Here is a 20,548-nt window from a genome sequence, read left to right on the forward strand (position 1 = left end):
CGCGGGCTTCGCGCCGCTCTCAGGACGTGGCGGCTTCCGGACGCAACACGATTTTGCCCAGCGGAGCCCGGTTCTCCAGCAGCCGATGCGCGTGACTCGCCTGGCCGAGCGGCAGGACCGTCTCGACCAGCGGATCGAGCCCACCCGCCGCCGCGCGGGCCAGCACGGCTGCGCGCGCCCGCGCGACTCGGTTCAGCCAGTCCGGCCCCGCGCAGCCGGTGAAGGTCAACCCGCGCATGATCAGGTCGGTCGCCGACACCTGCGCGGGTGCGCCGGACAGCCAGCCGTAGCCCAGCATCCGTCCGCGCAGCGGAGTCATGAGATCGAGGAGGCCGGAAGCGCTCGCACCGCCGATCGAATCGAACACCACGTCCACCGTTGCGCCGCCGAGCGTTTCACGCAACCGGGTGGTCCACGCGGGATCGTTGTGGTCGATCACTTCGTCGGCGCCCAGCTCGCGCGCCCGGGCCGCTTTCTCGGGACTGCCCGCGGTGCCGATGACGCGAGCCGCCCCGAATTCTCCGGCCAGTTGGGTCAGGGCGCTGCCGACGCCCGTGGCGGCCGCCTCGATCAGGACGGTCTCGACGCCCGTCAGCGCGGCGGTCTCCAGCAGTGGAATCGCCACCGATCCGTTCATCAGCACCGCGGCGGCATCGACGAAGGACAGGCCGTCCGGAATGGGCGCCACGGAATCAGCGGGCGCGGCCACGAATTCGGCGTAGGCACCGAAACCTCTGGTCGCCACTACGACTCGCCGTCCGAGCAGCGCGGAATCGACTCGGGCGCCGACCTCCGTGACGATTCCCGCGGCCTGGAAACCGAAGATCAGCGGCGGTGGCGCGGCGAGCGGGAACTCGCCGGAGCGCAGCTTTGTCTCCGGGAACAGCACCGGTATCGCCTCGGCTCGGATCACCACCTCGTCCTCGGCCGGTCGCGGCGCGGGGACCTCCTCGGCGACCAGCACGTCGGGGTCTCCTACTGCCGTCATTACGATTGCCTGCATCACGAACTCCATAAGTTGACTGACGGTCCAATTGATTACTCGATCATATGGACCGCTGGTCAACTTGTCTAGAAGGCGGGTGCGATGGGCGACGGACGGCCGAGAGAACGGGCGGACGCGGCGCGTAATCGACGGGCGATCCTGGAGGCCACCAGCGCGCTGCTCGCGGAGCACGGAGCCGAGGCGATCACCATGGACCGTGTCGCGGCGGCCGCCGGAGTGGGCAAGGGCACCATCTTCCATCGCTTCGGCAACCGCGCCGGGCTCTTGCACGAGATGGTCGCCGAGAGCGCGCTCACGCTCATGGACGCGATCACCAACGGCCCACCGCCGCTGGGTCCCGGTGCGCCCGCCGATGCCCGCTTGATCGCCTACTTCGACGCGATGGCGCGGCTGGTGATCGACAATTCCGAGCTGATGGTCGCCTATCGCACCGAGCCGCCGCATCCGCGGACCGCCGAGTTCCACGCGTTCTGGGACAACCACGTCACCACGTTGCTGCGCGAAGCGCGTCCGGACCTGGACGCGGAAGTGGTCGGGCGGCTGCTGCTCGGCGCGTTGAGCGCCGAGTTGGTGCCTGCCATGGTCCGGGCCGGTGAGGCCGATCGGTTGCTGGCGGCGGTGCGGGAGTTGGTCGAGTCGGTGCTGCGCACGCCCTGACCGCTCAACCCTCCGCGTTGATCGCCCCGTGTGCCCGGGGCGGCGGCCGAGGACCGAGTCGGCGCGACGACAAGAGTTCGTCCGCGCCGGAACGGTACGGGTTCGGGTCGCAAAGGCCGTTCTCGGGATGCCCTATGTTCGATTCCGTGGTGCCGCAATGTCTTCCGGTCCGGGGCTATGCGGCGATCAGTCCCGCGACAGGATGGCCTCGAAGCGTTCGTCCGCGCGGTCGAGCTGGTCGAGGATGTGCTGCCGGACGTGGTCGGCCAGCGGTGTGTCCGGGCGGGTGACCAGGTCGCGATAGACGTCGGTGAGCGGGCGGTATTTGGCGGCGAGCTTCGTCATCGCGGGACCGGTGGCGTAGAGGATGCCGACGCCGTTGTCGGTGAAATCGGAGAGTTTGATGACGCGGGCCCAGGGGTCCCGGTCCAGGTTGGCCGCGACGTGTTCGCGGTACTGCGCCTGCCGGTCGCGCGCAGGATCCGGTTCGGGATTGGTCACCGCGGCGACGAGATCGGCCACTCGCGCACCGAACCGATCGGTGAGGGCGTCCAGCGCGGCGTCGACGGCCGGGCCGGGGCGATCGGCGGCCAGTTCGGCGGCGTGGTCCTCGACCGAGTCGTGCAACAGCCCCGCCGCGACCACATCGGGATCCCGGACCTCGTAGTGGCTGATGATCCGAATCGTCACGCGCAGTAGGTGACTGAGGTACGGCTCGCGGCCGTACCGGTCGTCACGGTGCAGGTCGGCCGCGAGATCGAGCGCCGCGGCCAGGCGCTGCGTGTCCGGAAGTTCGGCGATTTCCAGTAGTAGTCGTTCCCGCAGCCCGGCTTCGCCGTAGACCTCGCTGATCGTGTGCAGCGGCATCACGGCCAAGACCCCCGCCCCTGGATTGCTCATGTTGCCAGGCTAACCGGACATGGCGACACGTGACGGGCGACGGAGCGCCCGGGGCCCGCTCAACGGACGCCGCGTGGGCGGTACTGAATGCTGATCCGCGGACCGGTGGGTTTGCGTGTCTTCGGCACCGCATGTTCCCAGGTGCGCTGGCACGAGCCGCCCATCACGAGTAGATCGCCGTGGCCGACAGCGTATTTGATGCTCGCGCCGCCGCCGCGCGGCCGCAGCAGCAGCGCCCGCGGCGCCCCGATCGACACGATCGCGACCATGGTGTCGTGTGTGGCCCCGCGGCCGATGTCGTCGCCGTGCCAGGCGACGCTGTCGCGTCCGTCCCGGTAGTAGCACAGGCCCGCGGTGCGGAACGGCTCGCCGAGTTCGTGCCGGTAGTGCTCGCTCAATGCCGTGCGGGCGTCGGCCAATGCCGGGTCCGGCAGCGGTTCGTGCTCGGAATAGAACCGCAGCAGCCGGGGCACGTCTACCACGCGGTCGTACATCGGCCTGCGCTCGGCTCTCCACGGCACCCGGTCGACGAGCCGGTCGAACAGCGCGTCCGCGCCCGAGAGCCATCCGGGCAGCAGGTCCACCCAGGCCCCGTGGTCGAGCACGGTACGGCGGATATCGCGCAGCGGCGCGAATTCGGTGTCGCCGAATCCGTCGAGCAGCGATCCCTGCAGCGGTGTGGACATGCGGCCGAGCGTACCGCTGATCGAACATATGTGCTAGCGGTTTTCAGCCACGGTTGCGGAGCGTCGTGTTGCGGATCTCGCCCGTAGCTCGCCGGGTCCGGATGGCGGAACACTTGCCGGGCCTGGGACGATCCGGTGGCGCCGCTCGGTCGCCCGGCGGGTCTGGGCGGCCGGGATCTCGGACTGCTTCTCGCGGCCGTCGGTAGCCGCGACCGCGTCGCCTGCGGCGGTCAGTGGCCCCGCTCACACCGTGATATGCCTGGTGAAAGCGGGGCTGACGGCGCTGATACGCTGCTTGCCGTAAGACATCCTTTAACGGACCGTCCGGTGAGGCGGGGAAGGAGGTCGGCATGGCCGTGCCCGAAGAGCGGGCCGCCAAGTCCGGCGCTGCCGAGACATCGCAGCGACATACCCCGGAGTGGGTGGCGGCGGGGCGAGAGCTGTTGTCGGCTTCGGATGTCGGGCGGACCGTCGCGCGCATCGCGCATCAGATCATCGAGAAGACCGCGCTGGACGCGGGTGAGCCGGACGCGCCGCGGCTGGTGCTGATCGGCATCCCCACCAGGGGAACCACCCTGGCGGCGCGGCTCACCGAGAAAATCGAGGAATTCTCCGGCGTCCGTCCGGCTCTGGGCTCGCTGGACATCACCCTCTACCGCGACGATCTGCGCAGCCGTCCGCACCGGCCGCTGGAACGCACCTCTGTTCCGGAAGGAGGCATCGAGGACGCGCTGGTGGTTCTGGTCGACGACGTCCTGTTCTCCGGTCGCACCGTCCGCTCCGCGCTCGACGGTCTGCGCGACCTGGGCCGCCCGCGCGCGGTGCAGCTGGCGGTGCTGATCGACCGCGGTCACCGGGAACTGCCGATCCGCGCCGATTACGTGGGCAAGAACGTACCGACCAGCCGGTCCGAGGACATCTCGGTCCTGCTGTCCGAGCACGACGGCCGCGACGGCGTCTACCTGCACCAGGAGGAGGCGTGATGGAACTGCCCCACGCCGGCTCGCGGCAGGAGGCATGCGCGTGAGGCATCTGCTGTCGGTCGCCGCGCTGGATCGCGCCGCCGCGACCGAACTGCTCGACGAGGCCGAGCGGTTCGAACAGGCCCTGCTCGGCCGCGAGGTGCACAAACTGCCCACGCTGCGCGGGCGCACCGTGATGACGGTCTTCTTCGAGAACTCCACCCGGACCCGGGTCTCGTTCGAGGTGGCGGGCAAGTGGATGAGCGCGGACGTGATCAACGTCAGCGCGAGCAGTTCCTCGGTCGCCAAGGGTGAGTCTTTGCGCGACACCGCGCTGACCTTGCACGCCGCGGGCGCCGACGCGTTGATCGTGCGACACCCGGCGTCCGGCGCCGCCCACCAGATCGCCCGCTGGATGGACGAGTGGGCGGTCTCGGCAGGACGCGCCTCCGGCCCGGCGGTCGTCAACGCGGGTGACGGAACACACGAGCACCCGACCCAGGCCCTGCTGGACGCGTTGACGCTGCGGCAGCGGCTGGGCGATATCGAGGGCAAGCGGGTCGTCATCGTCGGCGACATCCTGCACAGCCGGGTCGCGCGGTCCAACGTCTTCCTGCTGGCCACGCTCGGCGCGGAGGTCGTGCTGGTCGCCCCGCGCACGCTGCTTCCGGTCGGCGTGGAGAGCTGGCCCGCCCGCGTCTCGCACCATTTGGACGCCGAACTGATCGGCGCCGACGCGGTGCTGATGCTGCGCGTGCAGGCCGAGCGGATGAACGGCGGGTTCTTCCCGTCGGCGCGCGAGTACTCGATCACCTACGGGTTGTCCGAACGCAGGCTGGCCCTGCTGGAGGACCACGCCGTCGTGCTGCACCCCGGACCGATGCTGCGCGGCATGGAGATCGCGTCCTCGGTCGCGGACTCGCCGAAAGCCGCGGTGCTGCAACAGGTCACCAACGGCGTGCACCTGCGGATGGCGGTCTTGTTCCGCCTGCTCGTCGGGACACAGGAGGTACTGGCATGAGCGGTCAGGCTCGGAGGAGGCAGCGCAGCGTGACCACGCAGGGCCCCGCTCATGCCGACGACAAACACAGCATGAGCGGTCAGGCCCGGAGGAGGCAGCGCAGCGTGACCACGCAGGGCCCCGCTCATGCCGGAGAGGACGCAGCATGAGCGGAAACAACGACACCGCTGTCTTGATCAAGGGTGCGCTGCTGTACGGCGAAGGCGAACCGGTCGACGTGCTCGTCGCCGATGGGGAGATCCGCCGGATCGGCACCGATCTGGACGCGGTCGACGCCGAGATCATCGACGCGCGGGGGCAGGTTCTGCTGCCCGGCTTCGTCGATCTGCACACCCATCTGCGTGAACCGGGCCGCGAGGACACGGAGACCATCGAATCCGGATCCGCCGCCGCCGCGCTCGGCGGCTACACCGCGGTGTTCGCGATGGCCAATACCGCTCCGGTCGCCGACTCGGTGGTCGTGACCGACCACGTATGGCGGCGCGGCCGGGAGGTGGGCCTGGTCGATGTGTATCCGGTCGGCGCGGTCACCGTCGGCTTGGAGGGCAAGCAGCTCGCCGAGATGGGGACGATGGCCGCGGGCGTCGGCGCGGTGCGCATGTTCTCCGACGACGGCCATTGTGTCTACGACCCGCTGATCATGCGTCGCGCCCTGGAGTACGCGAATTCGCTCGGGGTGCTGATCGCCCAGCACGCGGAGGAGCCGAGGCTCACCCAGGGCGCCATCGCGCACGAGGGACCGACCGCGGCCCGGCTCGGGTTGGCGGGCTGGCCGCGCGCCGCGGAGGAGTCCATCGTCGCGCGCGACGCCCTGCTGGCACGGGACGCCGGCGCCCGAGTGCACATCTGCCACGCCTCCACCGCGGGCACCGTGGAACTGGTGCGGTGGGCGAAGTCCCAGGGCATCTCCATCACCGCCGAGGTCACCCCGCACCACCTGCTGCTGGACGACTCCCGGCTGGAGACCTACGACGCGGTCAACAAGGTCAACCCGCCGCTGCGCGAGGCGTCCGACGCCGCCGCGCTGCGGCAGGCGCTGGCCGAGGGCATCATCGACTGCGTCGCCACCGACCACGCTCCGCACGCCGAGCAGGACAAGTGCTGCGAGTTCGCCGCTGCCCGGCCCGGCATGCTGGGACTGGAGACGGCGCTGTCGATCATCGTGCAGACCATGGTCGAGCCGGGGCTGCTGGACTGGCGCGGCGTCGCCCGCGTGATGAGCGAGCGCCCGGCCGCGATCGTGGGTCTGGACGAGCACGGCAGGCCGCTCGAGGTCGGTGAGCCGGCGAACTTGACGCTGGTCGACCCGAAGGCGAGCTGGACGGTGCGCGGGAAGGAACTGGCCAGCATCTCGAACAACACGCCGTTCGAGGCGATGACCTTCCCGGCGCGGGTGACGGCGACGCTGCTGCGCGGCCGGGTCACCGCCCGCGACGGCAAGGCGCTGGGCGCAGCTCTTCGAGGAGGTTCGTAGTGGAGAGAACGCTCTGGGTCGCCGGGCTGCTGATCCTGTTCGCGGTCTGCCTCTGGCTGATGTACCGGGGGTGGCGCAACCGCGCGGCACGTCAGGCGGAGCGCATCGGCGCGCTGCCCGCCGTGCCCGCCGAGCTCGGCGCGCAGGTGCTGGAGCCGACTACCGGCCTGTACCTGGGCAGCACGATCGCGCCCAGCTGGCAGGACCGGATCACGGTGGGCGACCTGGGTTTCCGGGCCACCGCGGAACTCACGCGGTTCGAACGGGGGATTCTGCTCGAGCGCGACGGCGCGACGGTGATCTGGATTCCGCAGGAATCCATCACGGCGGTGCGCACCGAACGCGGCCACGCGGGCAAAGTGATGACGGAAGATGGTGTGCTGGTCATTCGCTGGAAGCTGCCGACCGGAACCGAGATCGATACGGGTTTCCGCGGCGACGACAAGTCGGTCTACCCGGCTTGGCGCCGGCTTCCTACGGCGGATCAGAGCGGGACGATGACGGGAGATGACGAGGGATGACAGGAGAAGCGGCATTCGTGCTGGAGGACGGCCGGGTGTTTCGCGGCCGGGCCTACGGCGCCGTGGGCCAGACGCTCGGTGAGGCGGTGTTCTGCACCGCGATGACCGGGTACCAGGAGACCCTCACCGACCCGTCCTACCACCGGCAGATCGTGGTGGCCACCGCACCGCAGATCGGCAACACCGGCTGGAACGACGAGGACGACGAGTCCACCAAGATCTGGGTCGCCGGGTACGCGGTGCGCGACCCCGCGCGGCGCGCGTCCAACTGGCGCGCCACCACGACGCTGCCGGACGAACTGGAGCGGCAGCGGATCGTCGGCATCGCGGGCATCGACACCCGGGCGCTGGTGCGGCACCTGCGCACCCGCGGTTCGATGAAGGCGGGCATCTTCTCCGGTGACGCGCTCGCCGCCCCCGACGAGCTGGTGGCCCGGGTGACCGGGCAGCCATCCATGCTGGGCGCCGACCTCGCGGGCGAGGTGACCACCGACGCGCTCTACACGATCGAGCCCGACGGCGAGCACCGTCGCACGGTCGTCGCGGTCGACCTCGGGATCAAGACCAATACCCCGCGCATGTTCGCGCAGCGCGGCATGCGGGTGCACGTGGTGTCCTCGTCCACCACGCTGGATCAGATCCTCGAACTGAAGCCGGACGGGGTCTTCCTGTCCAACGGTCCGGGCGACCCGGCCACCGCCGACACCGCGGTCGAGCTGACCCGCGGCGTGCTGGGCGCGGGCCTGCCGCTGTTCGGCATCTGCTTCGGCAACCAGATCCTCGGCCGCGCGCTCGGCCGGGGCACCTACAAGATGAAGTTCGGTCACCGCGGCATCAACATCCCGGTGGTGGAGCACGAGACCGGCCGGATCTCGATCACGGCGCAGAACCACGGGTTCGCGCTGGAGGGTGAGCGGGGCGAGCGGTTCGACACGCCCTTCGGCACGGCCGAGGTGAGTCACGTCTGCGCCAACGACGGCACGGTCGAAGGCGTCCGGCTGGTCGACGGCCGCGCCTTCTCCGTGCAGTACCACCCGGAGGCCGCCGCCGGACCCCACGACGCCGCATATCTGTTCGACCGTTTCGCCGGTCTCATGGAAGGAGCCTGATGCCTCGCCGCGAGGATCTCGAGCACATCCTGGTGATCGGTTCTGGCCCGATCGTCATCGGCCAGGCGTGCGAATTCGACTACTCCGGCACGCAAGCGTGCCGGGTGCTGCGGGCCGAGGGCCTGCGGGTGTCGCTGGTCAACTCGAACCCGGCGACGATCATGACCGACCCGGAGTTCGCCGACGCCACCTACGTGGAGCCGATCACACCGGAGTTCGTGGAAAAGGTCATCGAGAAGGAGCGCCCCGACGCCATCCTGGCCACCCTTGGCGGCCAGACCGCGCTGAACACCGCGGTCGCACTGCACGAGCGCGGGGTGTTGGAGAAGTACGGCGTGGAGCTGATCGGCGCCGACTTCGACGCCATCCAGCGCGGTGAGGACCGGCAGAAGTTCAAGGACATCGTGGCGAAGGTGGGCGGCGAGAGCGCCCGCTCACGGGTCTGCTTCACCATGGACGAGGCCCGCGAGACGGTCGCCGAACTCGGCTACCCGGTGGTGGTGCGCCCGTCGTTCACCATGGGCGGCCTCGGGTCGGGCATGGCCTACAACGAGGCGGACCTCGATCGCATCGCGGGCGGCGGCCTGGCCGCCTCGCCCACCGCGAACGTCCTCATCGAGGAGTCCATTCTCGGCTGGAAGGAATACGAGCTCGAGCTGATGCGCGACGGCCGCGACAACGTCGTGGTGGTCTGCTCGATCGAGAACGTCGACCCGATGGGCGTGCACACCGGCGACTCGATGACCGTCGCCCCCGCGATGACGCTCACCGACCGCGAGTACCAGAAGCTGCGTGATCTCGGCATCGCGATCCTGCGCGAGGTCGGCGTGGACACCGGCGGCTGCAACATCCAGTTCGCGGTGAACCCGAGCGACGGCCGCCTGATCGTCATCGAGATGAACCCGCGCGTCTCGCGCTCGTCCGCGCTGGCGTCGAAGGCGACGGGCTTCCCGATCGCGAAGATCGCCGCCAAACTGGCCATCGGGTACACGCTCGACGAGATCGTCAACGACATCACCAAAGAGACGCCGGCCTGTTTCGAGCCGACCCTCGACTACGTGGTCGTCAAGGCGCCGCGGTTCGCGTTCGAGAAGTTCCCCGGCGCCGACGGAACGCTGACCACCACGATGAAGTCCGTCGGCGAGGCGATGTCGCTGGGCCGCAACTTCGCCGAGTCGCTGGGCAAGGTGCTGCGTTCGCTGGAGACCAAGGCCGCGGGCTTCTGGACCCAGGACGACGGCGCGTGGACCGACGTCGAGGCGATTTTGGAGGATCTGCGCACGCCCACCGAGGGGCGCATCTACCAGGTCGAGCGGGCGCTGCGCCTGGGCGCGAGCATCGAGGACGTCGCCGCAGCCTCGGGCATCGACCCGTGGTTCGTCGCGGAAGTGGCGGGCTTGGTCGAGCTGCGCACGGAGATCCTCGACGCGCCCGTGCTGGACGAGCCGCTGCTGCGCCGGGCCAAGCACTACGGCCTGTCCGATCGTCAGCTGGCCGCGCTGCGGCCCGAGCTGGCGGGGGAGACCGGCGTGCGCGCTCTGCGGCACCGGCTCGGTGTCCGTCCGGTCTTCAAGACCGTCGACACCTGCGCCGCCGAGTTCGAGGCCAAGACGCCGTATCACTACTCGGCCTACGAACTCGATCCCGCCGCCGAATCCGAGGTGGCGCCGCAGCCCGAGCGCGAGAAGGTGATCATCCTCGGTTCCGGACCGAACCGGATCGGCCAGGGCATCGAGTTCGACTACTCGTGCGTGCACGCGGCGCAGACCCTGTCGCAGGCCGGCTACGAGACGGTGATGGTCAACTGCAACCCCGAGACCGTCTCCACCGACTACGACACCGCCGATCGTCTCTACTTCGAGCCGCTGACCTTCGAGGACGTGCTCGAGATCTACCACGCCGAGTGCGAGTCGGGCACCGTCGCGGGCGTCATCGTGCAGTTGGGCGGGCAGACGCCGCTCGGACTGGCGCAGCGCCTCACCGAGGCGGGCGTGCCGGTGGTCGGCACCAGCGCGGCGGCCATCGACCTGGCCGAGGACCGCGGCGAGTTCGGCGACGTGCTGGTCGCGGCCGGGCTGCCCGCGCCGAAGTACGGCACCGCCACCACGTTCACGCAGGCCAGCAAGATCGCCGCGGAGATCGGATACCCGGTGCTGGTGCGCCCGTCCTACGTGCTCGGCGGCCGCGGCATGGAGATCGTGTACGACGAGAAGTCCCTGGAGGGCTACATCTCTCGCGCGACCGCGCTCAGCCCGGAGCACCCGGTGCTGGTCGACCGCTTCCTGGAGGACGCGATCGAGATCGACGTCGACGCGCTGTGCGACGGCGAGGAGGTCTACCTCGGCGGTGTGATGGAACACATCGAGGAGGCGGGCATCCACTCCGGCGACTCCGCCTGCGCGCTTCCCCCGATCACGCTGGGCCGCAGCGACATCGAGGCGGTGCGCCGCTCCACGATCGCGCTGGCCAAGGGCATCGGCGTCCGCGGCCTGCTCAACGTGCAGTACGCGCTCAAGGACGACGTGCTCTACGTCCTGGAGGCCAACCCGCGGGCGAGCCGGACCGTCCCGTTCGTGTCCAAGGCGACCGCGGTGCCGCTGGCCAAGGCCGCCGCACGGATCATGCTCGGCGCCACCATCGCCGAACTCCGCAAGGAGGGCATGCTGCCGAGCGAGGGCGACGGCGGGCACGTCGCGCTGGACGCTCCGGTCGCGGTCAAGGAGGCCGTGCTGCCGTTCCATCGCTTCCGGCGCGCCGACGGCAGCGGCGTGGATTCGCTGCTGTCGCCGGAGATGAAGTCCACCGGCGAGGTGATGGGCATCGACGCCGATTTCGGCACCGCCTTCGCCAAGAGCCAGACCGCCGCTTATGGATCGCTGCCCACCGAGGGCACCGTGTTCGTCTCGATCGCCAACCGGGACAAGCGCGCGATGGTGTTCCCGGTGAAGCGCCTGCACGATCTCGGTTTCCGCATCCTCGCCACCGAGGGCACCGCGGAGATGCTGCGCCGCAACGGAATTCCGTGCGAGCAGGTGCGCAAGCACTCCGAGGTGGGTCCGGACGACCAGCCTACGATCGTGGAGCAGATCCGCGACGGTGAGGTCGACATGGTGTTCAACACGCCCTACGGCAACTCCGGGCCCCGCGTGGACGGCTACGAGATCCGCAGCGCGGCGGTCGGGGTGAACATCCCGTGCATCACCACCGTGCAGGGTGCGGCAGCCGCGGTGCAGGGCATCGAGGCCAGCATCAACGGCGGCATCGGTGTGCGGTCCCTGCAGGAACTGCACTCGGTGCTGCGTGGGTGAGCCGCGACCGGACGGAGTGGGCGAGATGAAGACCTTCGGCGAGCGCTTGCGGCACGCGATGCGGGACTTCGGGCCCGTCTGCGTCGGGATCGACCCGCATCCGCAACTGCTGCGGTCCTGGGACCTCCCCGAGGACGTCGAGGGCCTCGAGCGCTTCGCCGAGATCTGTGTCGAGGCCTTCGACGGTCTGGTCGCGCTGGTCAAGCCGCAGGTCGCGTTCTTCGAGGCCTACGGCTCCGGCGGTATCGCGGTGCTGGAGCGTGCCATCGAGGTGTTGCGCGCCTCGGGCACGTTGGTGCTCGCCGACGCCAAGCGCGGCGACATCGGGTCCACCATGGACGCCTATGCGCGGACCTGGCTGGCCGACGGTCCGCTCGCGTCCGACGCGGTGACGGTCTCGCCGTTCCTCGGATTCGGTTCGCTGGCGCCCGCGCTGACCCTCGCCGAGGCCAACGGCCGCGGCGTCTTCGTGCTCGCGGCGACGTCGAATCCCGAGGGAGCGCAGGTGCAGCGGGCGGTCGGGGCGGACGGCCGCGCGGTCGCGCAGACGATGGTGGACGAGGCCGCGGCCCGCAACGCGGGCAGCGAGTTCGGTTCGGTGGGCGTAGTGGTCGGCGCCACGCTGCGGGAGGCGCCGGACCTGTCCGCGCTCAACGGTCCGATTCTGATGCCCGGTGTGGGCGCTCAGGGCGGCGGCCCGGACACGATCCGCGAGCTGGTCCCCGAGCCGATGCTCGGGGCCGTCCTCCCGAACGTCTCGCGCGAGCTGCTGCGAGCGGGACCCGACGTCCCGGCACTGCGTGCCAGGGTGCACGAGCTCCAGGACGCGTTCGCGTTTCTGCAGAAATGACCACGAAGGCCGGCGCACCCGCGCCGGCCTTCGGTCTTTCCGGGGCGCGTGCGCGTGCAGCTGTACTCACACACGCGGCCTTGCCGGTGCCTGTGCGCTCTCCTGCGCCGATTTCGGCGCTCATCGGTGCTCGGCTGGGCGCCTGCCTGCTGGACCGGCGTACAGGGCCGCGAACCGGCACCGGATGCCGTGCCGAGCGGGCCGAATGTCTCTGATGTGACGCCCGACACGCGGGAAGAACTCGCGACACGCGGGAAATTTCGAGAAAGTTCCTGGTAGGGCGCGTGAGGGGTTGCTGGAACGATGCGCTGCGCTACCGCAACCCTCCCGCAAACCCCTCGGTTTGCCGAAAACGCCCTGCTGGCGGCGTGTTTCGCGAATCCCGCAGCGCGCTCCGCGCGGTGGCGCGGGCGGGTCGGGCGACGCACCCCCCTGGTGTCGTCGGTATCCGGAATCATGCGCTGACCTGGGGGGTGGGTTCGCAATCGGCGGACGTCGTGGGTACGGTCGCTGAGACTGCTGGGTTACCGGCAGGAGTTGATGCAATGAACGATGAGACGGAGGAACCGTGGCCCTTCCCCAGCTGACTGACGAGCAGCGCGCCGCTGCTTTGGAGAAGGCGGCTGCCGCTCGCCGCGCTCGGGCGGAGCTCAAGGAGCGCTTGAAGCGTGGCGGCACCAACCTGAAGCAGGTCCTCACCGATGCCGAGACCGATGAGATCCTCGGCAAGATGAAGGTGTCGGCGCTGCTGGAGGCCCTGCCGAAGGTGGGCAAGGTCAAGGCGGCGGAAATCATGAGCGAGCTGGAGATCGCCCCCACCCGGCGGCTGCGCGGACTCGGCGACCGGCAGCGTAAGGCGCTGCTCGCCCGGTTCGACTTCGACGCCTGACGACGAGGGTGATCGAACACACGCGGAAGGGTCGACTGGTAGTACTGGTCGGCCCCTCGGCCGTGGGCAAGTCCACCGTGGTCCGCTGTGTCCGCGAACGACTGCCCGACCTGGTCTTCAGCGTGTCGGCAACGACCCGGGCCCCGCGGCCCGGGGAGGTCGACGGCCTCGATTACCGCTTCGTCTCCCGTGCGGAGTTCGACGCGATGATCGAGGCGGACGAGCTGCTCGAGTGGGCTGACATCCACGGCGGGTTGCAGCGGTCGGGCACCCCCGCCGGGCCGGTGCGCGCCGCTCTGGCGGAGGGCCTTCCGGTCCTGGTCGAAGTGGATCTCGAGGGCGCGCGGTCGGTGCGCCGGGCCATCCCGGAAGCGATCCTGGTCTTCCTGGCCCCGCCGAGCTGGGACGAACTGGTGGCGCGGCTGACCTCGCGGGGCACCGAGTCGCCCGAGGTGATCGAGCGCCGCCTGGAGACGGCCAGGATCGAGCTGGCCGCCTGTGACGAGTTCGACATCGTTATCGTGAACGACGAGGTGACCAGCGCCTGTGAGCAGTTGGTATCGTTGTTCGTTAGCACAAATTCGAGTTCGTGACCTCCCAAACACCAGGAGTCCCCCTAGTGAGCAGTACGGACACCAAGACCGCGCCCGCCTACGACACCCCGGTCGGCCTGACCAACCCGCCGATCGACGAGTTGCTGGAGCGCACGTCGTCCAAGTACGCCCTGGTCATCTACGCGGCCAAGCGGGCCCGGCAGATCAACGACTACTACAACCAGCTCGGCGACGGCATCCTCGAGTACGTCGGCCCGCTGGTCGAGCCGGGTCTACAGGAGAAGCCGCTGTCGGTCGCGCTGCGTGAGATCCACTCCGACCTGCTCGAGCACTCCGAAGGCGAGTGAGGCGAACCGCGTTCGCCCGTGACCACGACTAGGCCGGAGGCGTAGTGACCACAAGGATCGTCGTCGGCGTAGCCGGAGGGATCGCCGCCTACAAGGCGTGCTCTCTGGTCCGGCGGTTCACCGAGACCGGACACGACGTCCGGGTGATCCCCACCCACTCGGCGCTGGAGTTCGTCGGCAAGGCGACCTTCGAAGCACTGTCCGGGAACCCGGTGCACACCGGTGTGTTCTCCGACGTGCCCGAGGTCCCGCATGTTCGGCTGGGCCAGGAGGCGGACCTGGTGGTCATCGCCCCGGCGACCGCCGACCTCATGGCCCGCGCCGCCTCCGGCCGCGCCGACGACCTGCTCACCGCCACGTTGCTGACGGCCCGATGTCCGATCTTGTTCGCGCCCGCGATGCACACCGAGATGTGGGAGCATCCGGCGACCGTCGCCAACGTCGCGACGCTGCGCGCCCACGGTGCGATCGTCATGGAGCCCGCGGCGGGGCGGCTCACCGGCGCCGACACCGGCCCCGGACGGCTGCCCGAGCCCGAGGAGATCTTCGGCCTCGCGTCGCTGCTCATGGAGCGCGCCGACGCGATTCCGCGGGATCTGGAGGGCCGCCGGGTCGTCATCACGGCGGGCGGCACCAGGGAACCGCTGGATCCGGTGCGTTTCCTCGGCAATCGCAGCTCCGGTAAGCAGGGTTACGCGCTCGCGAGGGTCGCGGCCCAGCGCGGCGCCCACGTCACCCTGATCGCGGGCAACACGATCGAGATGGCGGCACCGGCCGCTGTCGACCTGGTGCACATCACCACCGCCGAACAGCTGAAGACCGCCGTCGACAAGCACGCCGCCGGCGCCGACGCGGTGATCATGGCCGCGGCGGTCGCCGATTTCCGGCCGACCAACGTCGCCGCCGCCAAGATCAAGAAGGGCGCGGGTGAGCCCGACGTCATTCCGCTGACCAAGACCGACGACATCCTCGCCGGACTGGTGCAGGCGCGCCGCGACGGGCAGTTGCCCGGTACCGCGATCGTCGGCTTCGCCGCCGAGACCGGTGACGAGCACGGCGACGTCCTCACCCACGCGCGGGCCAAGCTCGCCCGCAAGGGCTGCGACCTGCTCGTGGTCAACGCGGTCGGTGAGGGCAAAGCGTTCGAGGTGGACACCAACGACGGCTGGCTGCTCGGCGCGGACGGTACCGAGCAGGCGCTCGACCACGGTTCGAAGGCATTGCTGGCCAGCCGTGTGCTCGACGCGCTGAGTGGGTTGCTGCGCTGAGCCGGGTGGCGGGCCTGCCGGGATTGCCATCCGATCCGTCGTTCGTTCGCGGCGTCGTCATCCTTTCGGCATCGCCGGGACACCGGGAATTCAGCGGTCCGGGGCGGCTTTGTAGTTGAGGTCCGCCCTGTCGGTGATTTGGAATAGTCTGGAATGTAAGGGTTGCGCAGGCGCGACATGGCGTTACTGTCGCAAGCCGATACGAGTAACCCGTTGAGGGAGAGGGAACAACTGTGCGCACGTCCGGGAGCCGGCTTTTCACCAGTGAGTCCGTGACCGAAGGTCATCCGGACAAAATCTGTGATGCCATCAGCGATTCCATTCTCGACGCGTTGCTCGCGGAGGATCCGCGCAGCCGGGTCGCGGTGGAAACCCTCGTGACGACCGGCCAGGTCCATGTCGCGGGTGAGGTCACCACGTCGGCGTACGCCGATATTCCCCGTATTGTCCGGGAAAAGGTCCTGGAAATCGGATATGACTCTTCCGCGAAGGGATTCGACGGAAATTCCTGCGGTGTGAATATCGCGATCGGCGCGCAGTCGCCGGATATCGCCCAAGGTGTGGACACCTCGCACGAGGCCCGGGTCGGCGGCTCCGACGACGAGATCGAGCGGCAGGGCGCGGGCGATCAGGGCTTGATGTTCGGTTACGCCACCAAGGACACCCCCGAGCTGATGCCGCTGCCGATCGCGCTCGCGCACCGGTTGTCGCGCCGCTTGACCGAGGTGCGCAAGTCCGGCGTGCTGCCCTACCTGCGTCCGGACGGCAAGACCCAGGTCACCATCGAGTACGACGGCGATCGCCCGGTCCGCTTGGACACGGTGGTCGTCTCCACCCAGCACGCCGCCGACATCGACCTGGACAACCTGCTCGCGCCCGACATCCGCGAGAAGGTCCTCGAAGCGGTGCTCGCCGACCTCGAGGTGCCCTCGCTGGACACCTCGAACGTCCGCCTGCTGGTCAACCCCACCGGCAAGTTCGTGCTCGGTGGTCCGATGGGCGACGCGGGCCTGACCGGCCGCAAGATCATCGTCGACACCTACGGCGGCATGGCCCGCCACGGTGGTGGCGCGTTCTCCGGCAAGGACCCGTCCAAGGTCGACCGCTCGGCCGCCTACGCCATGCGCTGGGTCGCGAAGAACGTGGTCGCGGCCGATCTGGCCGATCGGGTCGAGGTCCAGGTGGCCTACGCGATCGGCAAGGCGGCTCCGGTCGGGTTGTTCGTCGAGACCTTCGGTACCGAGAAGGTCGACCCTGCGCGCATCTCCACCGCGATCACCGAGGTCTTCGACCTGCGCCCCGGCGCGATCATCCGCGACCTCGACCTGCTGCGCCCGATCTACGCGCCGACCGCCGCGTACGGCCACTTCGGCCGCACCGACGTCGACCTGCCGTGGGAGCACACCGACCGCGCGGACAAGCTGCGCGCGGCCGTCGGACTCTGACCTCGATCAGGTCCGAGTGAACGCACCCGCGGCGGGCACCCCCGCCACCGAGGCGGACCGTCCGGCCGCGGGTCCCGCGGGCGCGGAGCTGCCGATCGCCCGGGTGCTCCCACTGCTGTCGCCCGCGCATCTCGACCGCGACTTCGACTACCTGGTGCCCCCCGAGCAGGACGAGATCGCCCAGCCGGGGGTCCGGGTGCGCGTCCGTTTCGCCGGCCGGTTGGTCGACGGTTACCTTCTCGCACGCTCCGCGCACAGCGATCACGGCGGCAAACTGGTCGAACTCGAACGCGTCGTCTCCGGCGAACGCGTGCTGACGCCGGAAATCCTGGAGCTGGCCGGCAAGGTGGCGGCCCGTTACGCGGGCACACGCGCCGACGTCCTGCGTCTGGCCATTCCACCGCGCCACGCCCGCACCGAGACCGGTGGTGCGAAGAAGTCCGCTGGGGCACAGATTGTTTCCGTCGGGTCCACGGCTCCTGCTGCCGCGGCGGACCCCGATGCGTCCGCGAGCGACGTCGAAGCCGGAGAACCCTGCACTGCAACGGATTCCGTGCGGTCAGCCAGAGTGGACTCCGCGCCCGCAGAGGCGCTCCCCGATTCGCGCTCCTCGGATCCCGCAGTACCGCAAGCCGAATCGGCGGTTGCGGGCCACGCAGCCCCGGGGGTGGATACCGAACCCGGCACCGCGACCGGATCGGATGCTGATCCCGACACTGTGGGCATGGGCACCGCGCAACAGGAGCACCGGCCAGAGGCGGGCACCGGCGGGTCCTCGAAGCCGCTTGAACCGTCTTCGGGTGAGGGGCGAATCAATGTCGGGCAGAGCGCAGTGGCCGTGCGACAGGCGCCGTCATCGGAGGCGGGCACCGGCGGGTCCTCGAAGCCGCTTGAACCGCCTTCGGGTGAGGGGCGAATCGGTGTCGGGCAGAGCGCGGAGCCTCGCGGCGGCGCCACGAACCAGGAGGCGGTATCGCCGGAACTTTCGGCCGTCGACCTCGCCGCCTGGGAGCGTTATGTGCACGGCCCGGCATTCGTCGGTGCGCTCGCACAAGGAAAAGGGGCCAGGGCGGCTTGGCAGGCACTGCCCGGTGAGGACTGGCCGCGCCGGCTGGCGGAGCTCGCCGCCTTGGTGGCCCGGCAGGGGCGCAGCGCGATCCTCATGGTCCCTGACCAACGCGACCTCGACCGGGTGTTGGCGGAATGTGCTGCGCTGGTAGGCGACTCGGCCGTCGGGCTGGCCGCCGGTCTCGGGCCAGCGGCACGGTACCGGCGTTGGCTGGCGGTGCTGCGCGGTTCGGCGCGGGTTGTGGTCGGCACGCGCAGCGCGGTGTTCGCACCGGCGGCGAACCTCGGGCTGATCGCGCTGTGGGACGACGGCGACGACACCTACGCCGAACCACGCGCACCGTATCCGCACACGCGTGAGGTGGCGATGTTGCGAGCGCACGAGACCGGTGCGGCATTCGTCGCGGCGGGTTTCGCGCGGACCGCGGAGATCCAAGCGGTGGTCGATTCCGGCTGGGCACACGATCTGGTCGCCGATCGCGCGGTGCTGCGCAAGGCCGCACCGCGGATCAGCGCCCCCGGTGACAGCGACCTCGCCCTGGAGCGCGATCCGGTCGCCCGTGCCGTCCGGATTCCCGGCGTCGCCTTCGCGGCCGCCCGTTCCGCGCTGAAGGAGGGGGCGCCGGTGCTGGTGCAGGTGCCACGCCGCGGGTACATCCCCGCGTTGGCCTGCGGGAAGTGCCGCACTCCCGCCCGATGCAGGCACTGCAACGGGCCGCTCGCGCTGCCGGAGACCCGCGGATCGGCAGCGGAAAGCGCCGCCGCCGCGCACAGCCCCGCTTGCCGTTGGTGCGGGATCACCGAGGCGGCGTTCCGTTGCACCACCTGCGGCTCGCGCGCGCTGCGGGCCGTGGTGATCGGGGCGGCGCGTACGGCGGAGGAACTCGGCCGGGCCTTTCCCGGCGTGCCGATCCGTGGCTCCGGGGGCGGCGCCATGCTCGATACCGTGGAGCCGGGCCCGCAAGTGGTCGTCGCCACGGTCGGCGCCGAGCCGTTGGTCCCCGGCGGGTACGGCGTCGCATTGTTGCTCGACGGCTGGGCCTTGCTCGGCCGCGCCGACCTGCGGGCCGCCGAGGACGCACTGCGTCGCTGGATGGCCGCCGCGACGCTGGTCCGCGCGCACGGGCAGGTCATCGTCATGGCCGAACCTTCGATCCCCACCGTGCAGGCGCTGGTCCGGTGGGACCCGGTGGGCGCGGCGCGGGCGGAGGTCGCGGCCCGGGCCGAGGTCGGCTTCCCGCCCGCAGTCCGGCTCGCCGCGATCGACGGCACCGCCGAGAGCATCGCCGAACTGCTCTCGGCGGCGGATCTGCCCGCGACGGTCGACCGCCTCGGCCCGGTGCCGCTGCCGGACGGCGCTCGCAAGCCCTTCTCCGCCGAGGATTCGCCCGCCGAAGTCGAACGTCTGCTGCTGCGGGTCGAGCGCCGCTCCGGAGCGGTGCTCGCGGCTGCGTTGCGCGCGGCCCAGGCGATCCGCAGCACGCACCGCTCCGACGCCCCCCTTCGCGTGCAGATCGACCCGGTCGACATCGGCTGACAGACGAAGCCACAGGCCATCCGCCCCGCCGGACGCGTCAGGCGAAGGCCGCCCGATTGCGAATCGCCCACTCGGCGTACTTCGTGGCGGGCCGCCCCAGCACACGCGGCACATCGGGGCTGATCAGCTGTTCGGCGGGTGTCGGTTCGCCGAGGATCGTCAGCGTGTGCTCGACCACCGGTTCGGGCATGAAGTCGAGCATCGCCGAATGGGCTTGCGCCCGAGTCAACTCCATGAATCCGAGCGGCTCGCCCAGCGCCGCGCCGAGTGCCTCGGCCTGGGCTCGCGGTGTGGCGAGTTCGGGTCCGGTCAGGGTGTAGACCTGTCCGGCGTGCCGTTCGTCGCGCAACGCCGCCGCCGCGACGGCGGCGATATCGGCCGGATCGATCGAGGGCAGGCCGATATCGCCGAACGGCGCGGCGACCATACGCTGCGTGCGCACCGAAGCCGCCCACGCGTAGGTATTGGAGAAGAACCCGGCCGGTCGCAGGAAGGTCCAGGCCAGGCCGGAGTCCCTGATCGCCTGCTCATAGGCGACGAGCCGGGCATAGCCCGCCGCGTCGGGGCGGGTGGCCACCCCCTGTGAGGACACGAAGACGACGCGCCGCACGCCTCCGGCCGCGGCGACTTTCAGCACCTGTTCGGGCTCGGGGCCTGCCACCAACTGCTCACCGGTGATCAGGAGAAACAGGGTGTCGGCTCCCGACAGGGCAGGGGAGAGGCTTTCCGGCTCGCCGAGATCGGCCCGAACCGACCGGACGCCGTCGGGCAACGAGAGGTCCGCATGGCGGGCGACCGCTGTCACCTCCTCGCCCGCGTCCGACAGCGAGCGCACGAGGGGCGCGCCGATATTTCCGGTGGCTCCGGTGACCACTATCATCGTTTCTCCTTAGTTAGTTGACTGACTAAATACAACGTAGCCGGTCGCGGGCCCGTTGTCTACAGT

General features: G+C 70.0%; 18 protein-coding genes. 14 read left to right on the top strand and 4 right to left on the bottom strand.

Features of this window, described 5'->3' with window-relative positions; translation table 11 throughout:
- Window positions 1-19 precede the first annotated feature (19 nt).
- Window positions 20-1,003 carry a quinone oxidoreductase family protein gene (locus tag NG1_RS21805; protein WP_062973702.1) on the bottom strand — a complete coding sequence of 328 codons (984 nt, stop codon included), beginning with the start codon at window positions 1,001-1,003 and terminating at the stop codon, window positions 20-22.
- Between the two features lie 84 nt (window positions 1,004-1,087).
- Between NG1_RS21805 and NG1_RS21810 the strand changes: the two genes are divergently transcribed.
- A complete protein-coding gene (locus tag NG1_RS21810; RefSeq protein WP_062973587.1) occupies window positions 1,088-1,663 on the top strand; it encodes a TetR/AcrR family transcriptional regulator in 576 nt (191 codons plus the stop codon).
- 186 nt (window positions 1,664-1,849) lie between these two features.
- On the opposite strand, the gene NG1_RS21815 is transcribed toward NG1_RS21810, so the two are convergent.
- Window positions 1,850-2,563: an HD domain-containing protein gene (locus NG1_RS21815; RefSeq protein ID WP_062973589.1), complete on the bottom strand. Its 714-nt coding sequence runs from the start codon at window positions 2,561-2,563 to the stop codon at window positions 1,850-1,852.
- A gap of 59 nt (window positions 2,564-2,622) precedes the next feature.
- Entirely contained in the window at window positions 2,623-3,249 is a 627-nt protein-coding gene (locus tag NG1_RS21820) for an alpha-ketoglutarate-dependent dioxygenase AlkB (RefSeq protein ID WP_062973590.1), read from the bottom strand.
- A 350-nt stretch (window positions 3,250-3,599) separates the two neighbouring features.
- On the opposite strand from NG1_RS21820, the gene pyrR reads away from it, so the two are divergent.
- From pyrR to NG1_RS38465, 13 genes are all read left to right on the top strand, one after another.
- A complete protein-coding gene (gene pyrR, locus NG1_RS21825; RefSeq protein WP_040867564.1) occupies window positions 3,600-4,232 on the top strand; it encodes a bifunctional pyr operon transcriptional regulator/uracil phosphoribosyltransferase PyrR in 633 nt (210 codons plus the stop codon).
- A gap of 40 nt (window positions 4,233-4,272) precedes the next feature.
- Entirely contained in the window at window positions 4,273-5,232 is a 960-nt protein-coding gene (locus NG1_RS21830; RefSeq protein ID WP_062973704.1) for an aspartate carbamoyltransferase catalytic subunit, read from the top strand.
- 145 nt (window positions 5,233-5,377) lie between these two features.
- Window positions 5,378-6,706: a dihydroorotase gene (locus NG1_RS21835; protein ID WP_062973592.1), complete on the top strand. Its 1,329-nt coding sequence runs from the start codon at window positions 5,378-5,380 to the stop codon at window positions 6,704-6,706.
- Window positions 6,706-7,227, top strand: coding sequence for a PH-like domain-containing protein (locus NG1_RS21840; protein WP_062973593.1), 522 nt, complete (start codon window positions 6,706-6,708; stop codon window positions 7,225-7,227). The genes NG1_RS21835 and NG1_RS21840 overlap by 1 nt, the downstream gene beginning before the upstream one ends.
- A complete protein-coding gene (gene carA, locus NG1_RS21845) occupies window positions 7,224-8,336 on the top strand; it encodes a glutamine-hydrolyzing carbamoyl-phosphate synthase small subunit (RefSeq protein ID WP_040867561.1) in 1,113 nt (370 codons plus the stop codon). Before NG1_RS21840 ends, carA begins: the two co-directional genes overlap by 4 nt.
- On the top strand, window positions 8,336-11,644 hold the full coding sequence (gene carB / locus NG1_RS21850; protein WP_062973595.1) for a carbamoyl-phosphate synthase large subunit: 3,309 nt from the start codon (window positions 8,336-8,338) through the stop codon (window positions 11,642-11,644). Before carA ends, carB begins: the two co-directional genes overlap by 1 nt.
- 25 nt (window positions 11,645-11,669) lie before the next feature.
- Window positions 11,670-12,494 (top strand): orotidine-5'-phosphate decarboxylase, encoded by an 825-nt coding sequence (gene pyrF, locus NG1_RS21855; RefSeq protein ID WP_062973706.1) that lies wholly within the window; start codon window positions 11,670-11,672, stop codon window positions 12,492-12,494.
- A gap of 568 nt (window positions 12,495-13,062) precedes the next feature.
- The gene (gene mihF, locus NG1_RS21860) at window positions 13,063-13,383 is read left to right on the top strand and encodes an integration host factor, actinobacterial type (protein ID WP_028476708.1); all 321 of its coding nucleotides are present in this window, start codon (window positions 13,063-13,065) and stop codon (window positions 13,381-13,383) included.
- Between the two features lie 8 nt (window positions 13,384-13,391).
- Complete coding sequence (gmk, locus tag NG1_RS21865; protein ID WP_062973597.1) at window positions 13,392-13,976, top strand: guanylate kinase; 585 nt, start codon at window positions 13,392-13,394, stop codon at window positions 13,974-13,976.
- 26 nt (window positions 13,977-14,002) lie between these two features.
- Entirely contained in the window at window positions 14,003-14,284 is a 282-nt protein-coding gene (rpoZ, locus tag NG1_RS21870; RefSeq protein WP_039798918.1) for a DNA-directed RNA polymerase subunit omega, read from the top strand.
- Between the two features lie 44 nt (window positions 14,285-14,328).
- Complete coding sequence (gene coaBC / locus NG1_RS21875) at window positions 14,329-15,552, top strand: bifunctional phosphopantothenoylcysteine decarboxylase/phosphopantothenate--cysteine ligase CoaBC (protein ID WP_062973598.1); 1,224 nt, start codon at window positions 14,329-14,331, stop codon at window positions 15,550-15,552.
- Window positions 15,553-15,785: 233 nt separating this feature from the next.
- A complete protein-coding gene (metK, locus tag NG1_RS21880) occupies window positions 15,786-16,997 on the top strand; it encodes a methionine adenosyltransferase (protein WP_040867522.1) in 1,212 nt (403 codons plus the stop codon).
- 88 nt (window positions 16,998-17,085) lie between these two features.
- Window positions 17,086-19,602: a primosomal protein N' gene (locus NG1_RS38465; protein ID WP_245659993.1), complete on the top strand. Its 2,517-nt coding sequence runs from the start codon at window positions 17,086-17,088 to the stop codon at window positions 19,600-19,602.
- A 37-nt stretch (window positions 19,603-19,639) separates the two neighbouring features.
- Here NG1_RS38465 and NG1_RS21890 read toward each other — a convergent pair whose 3' ends face one another.
- Window positions 19,640-20,482, bottom strand: a complete 843-nt coding sequence (locus tag NG1_RS21890) for an SDR family oxidoreductase (protein WP_062973600.1) — start codon at window positions 20,480-20,482, stop codon at window positions 19,640-19,642.
- Between the last annotated feature and the right edge of the window lie 66 nt (window positions 20,483-20,548).

The organism is Nocardia gamkensis NBRC 108242, assembly GCF_001612985.1.
Lineage (GTDB): Bacteria > Actinomycetota > Actinomycetes > Mycobacteriales > Mycobacteriaceae > Nocardia > Nocardia gamkensis.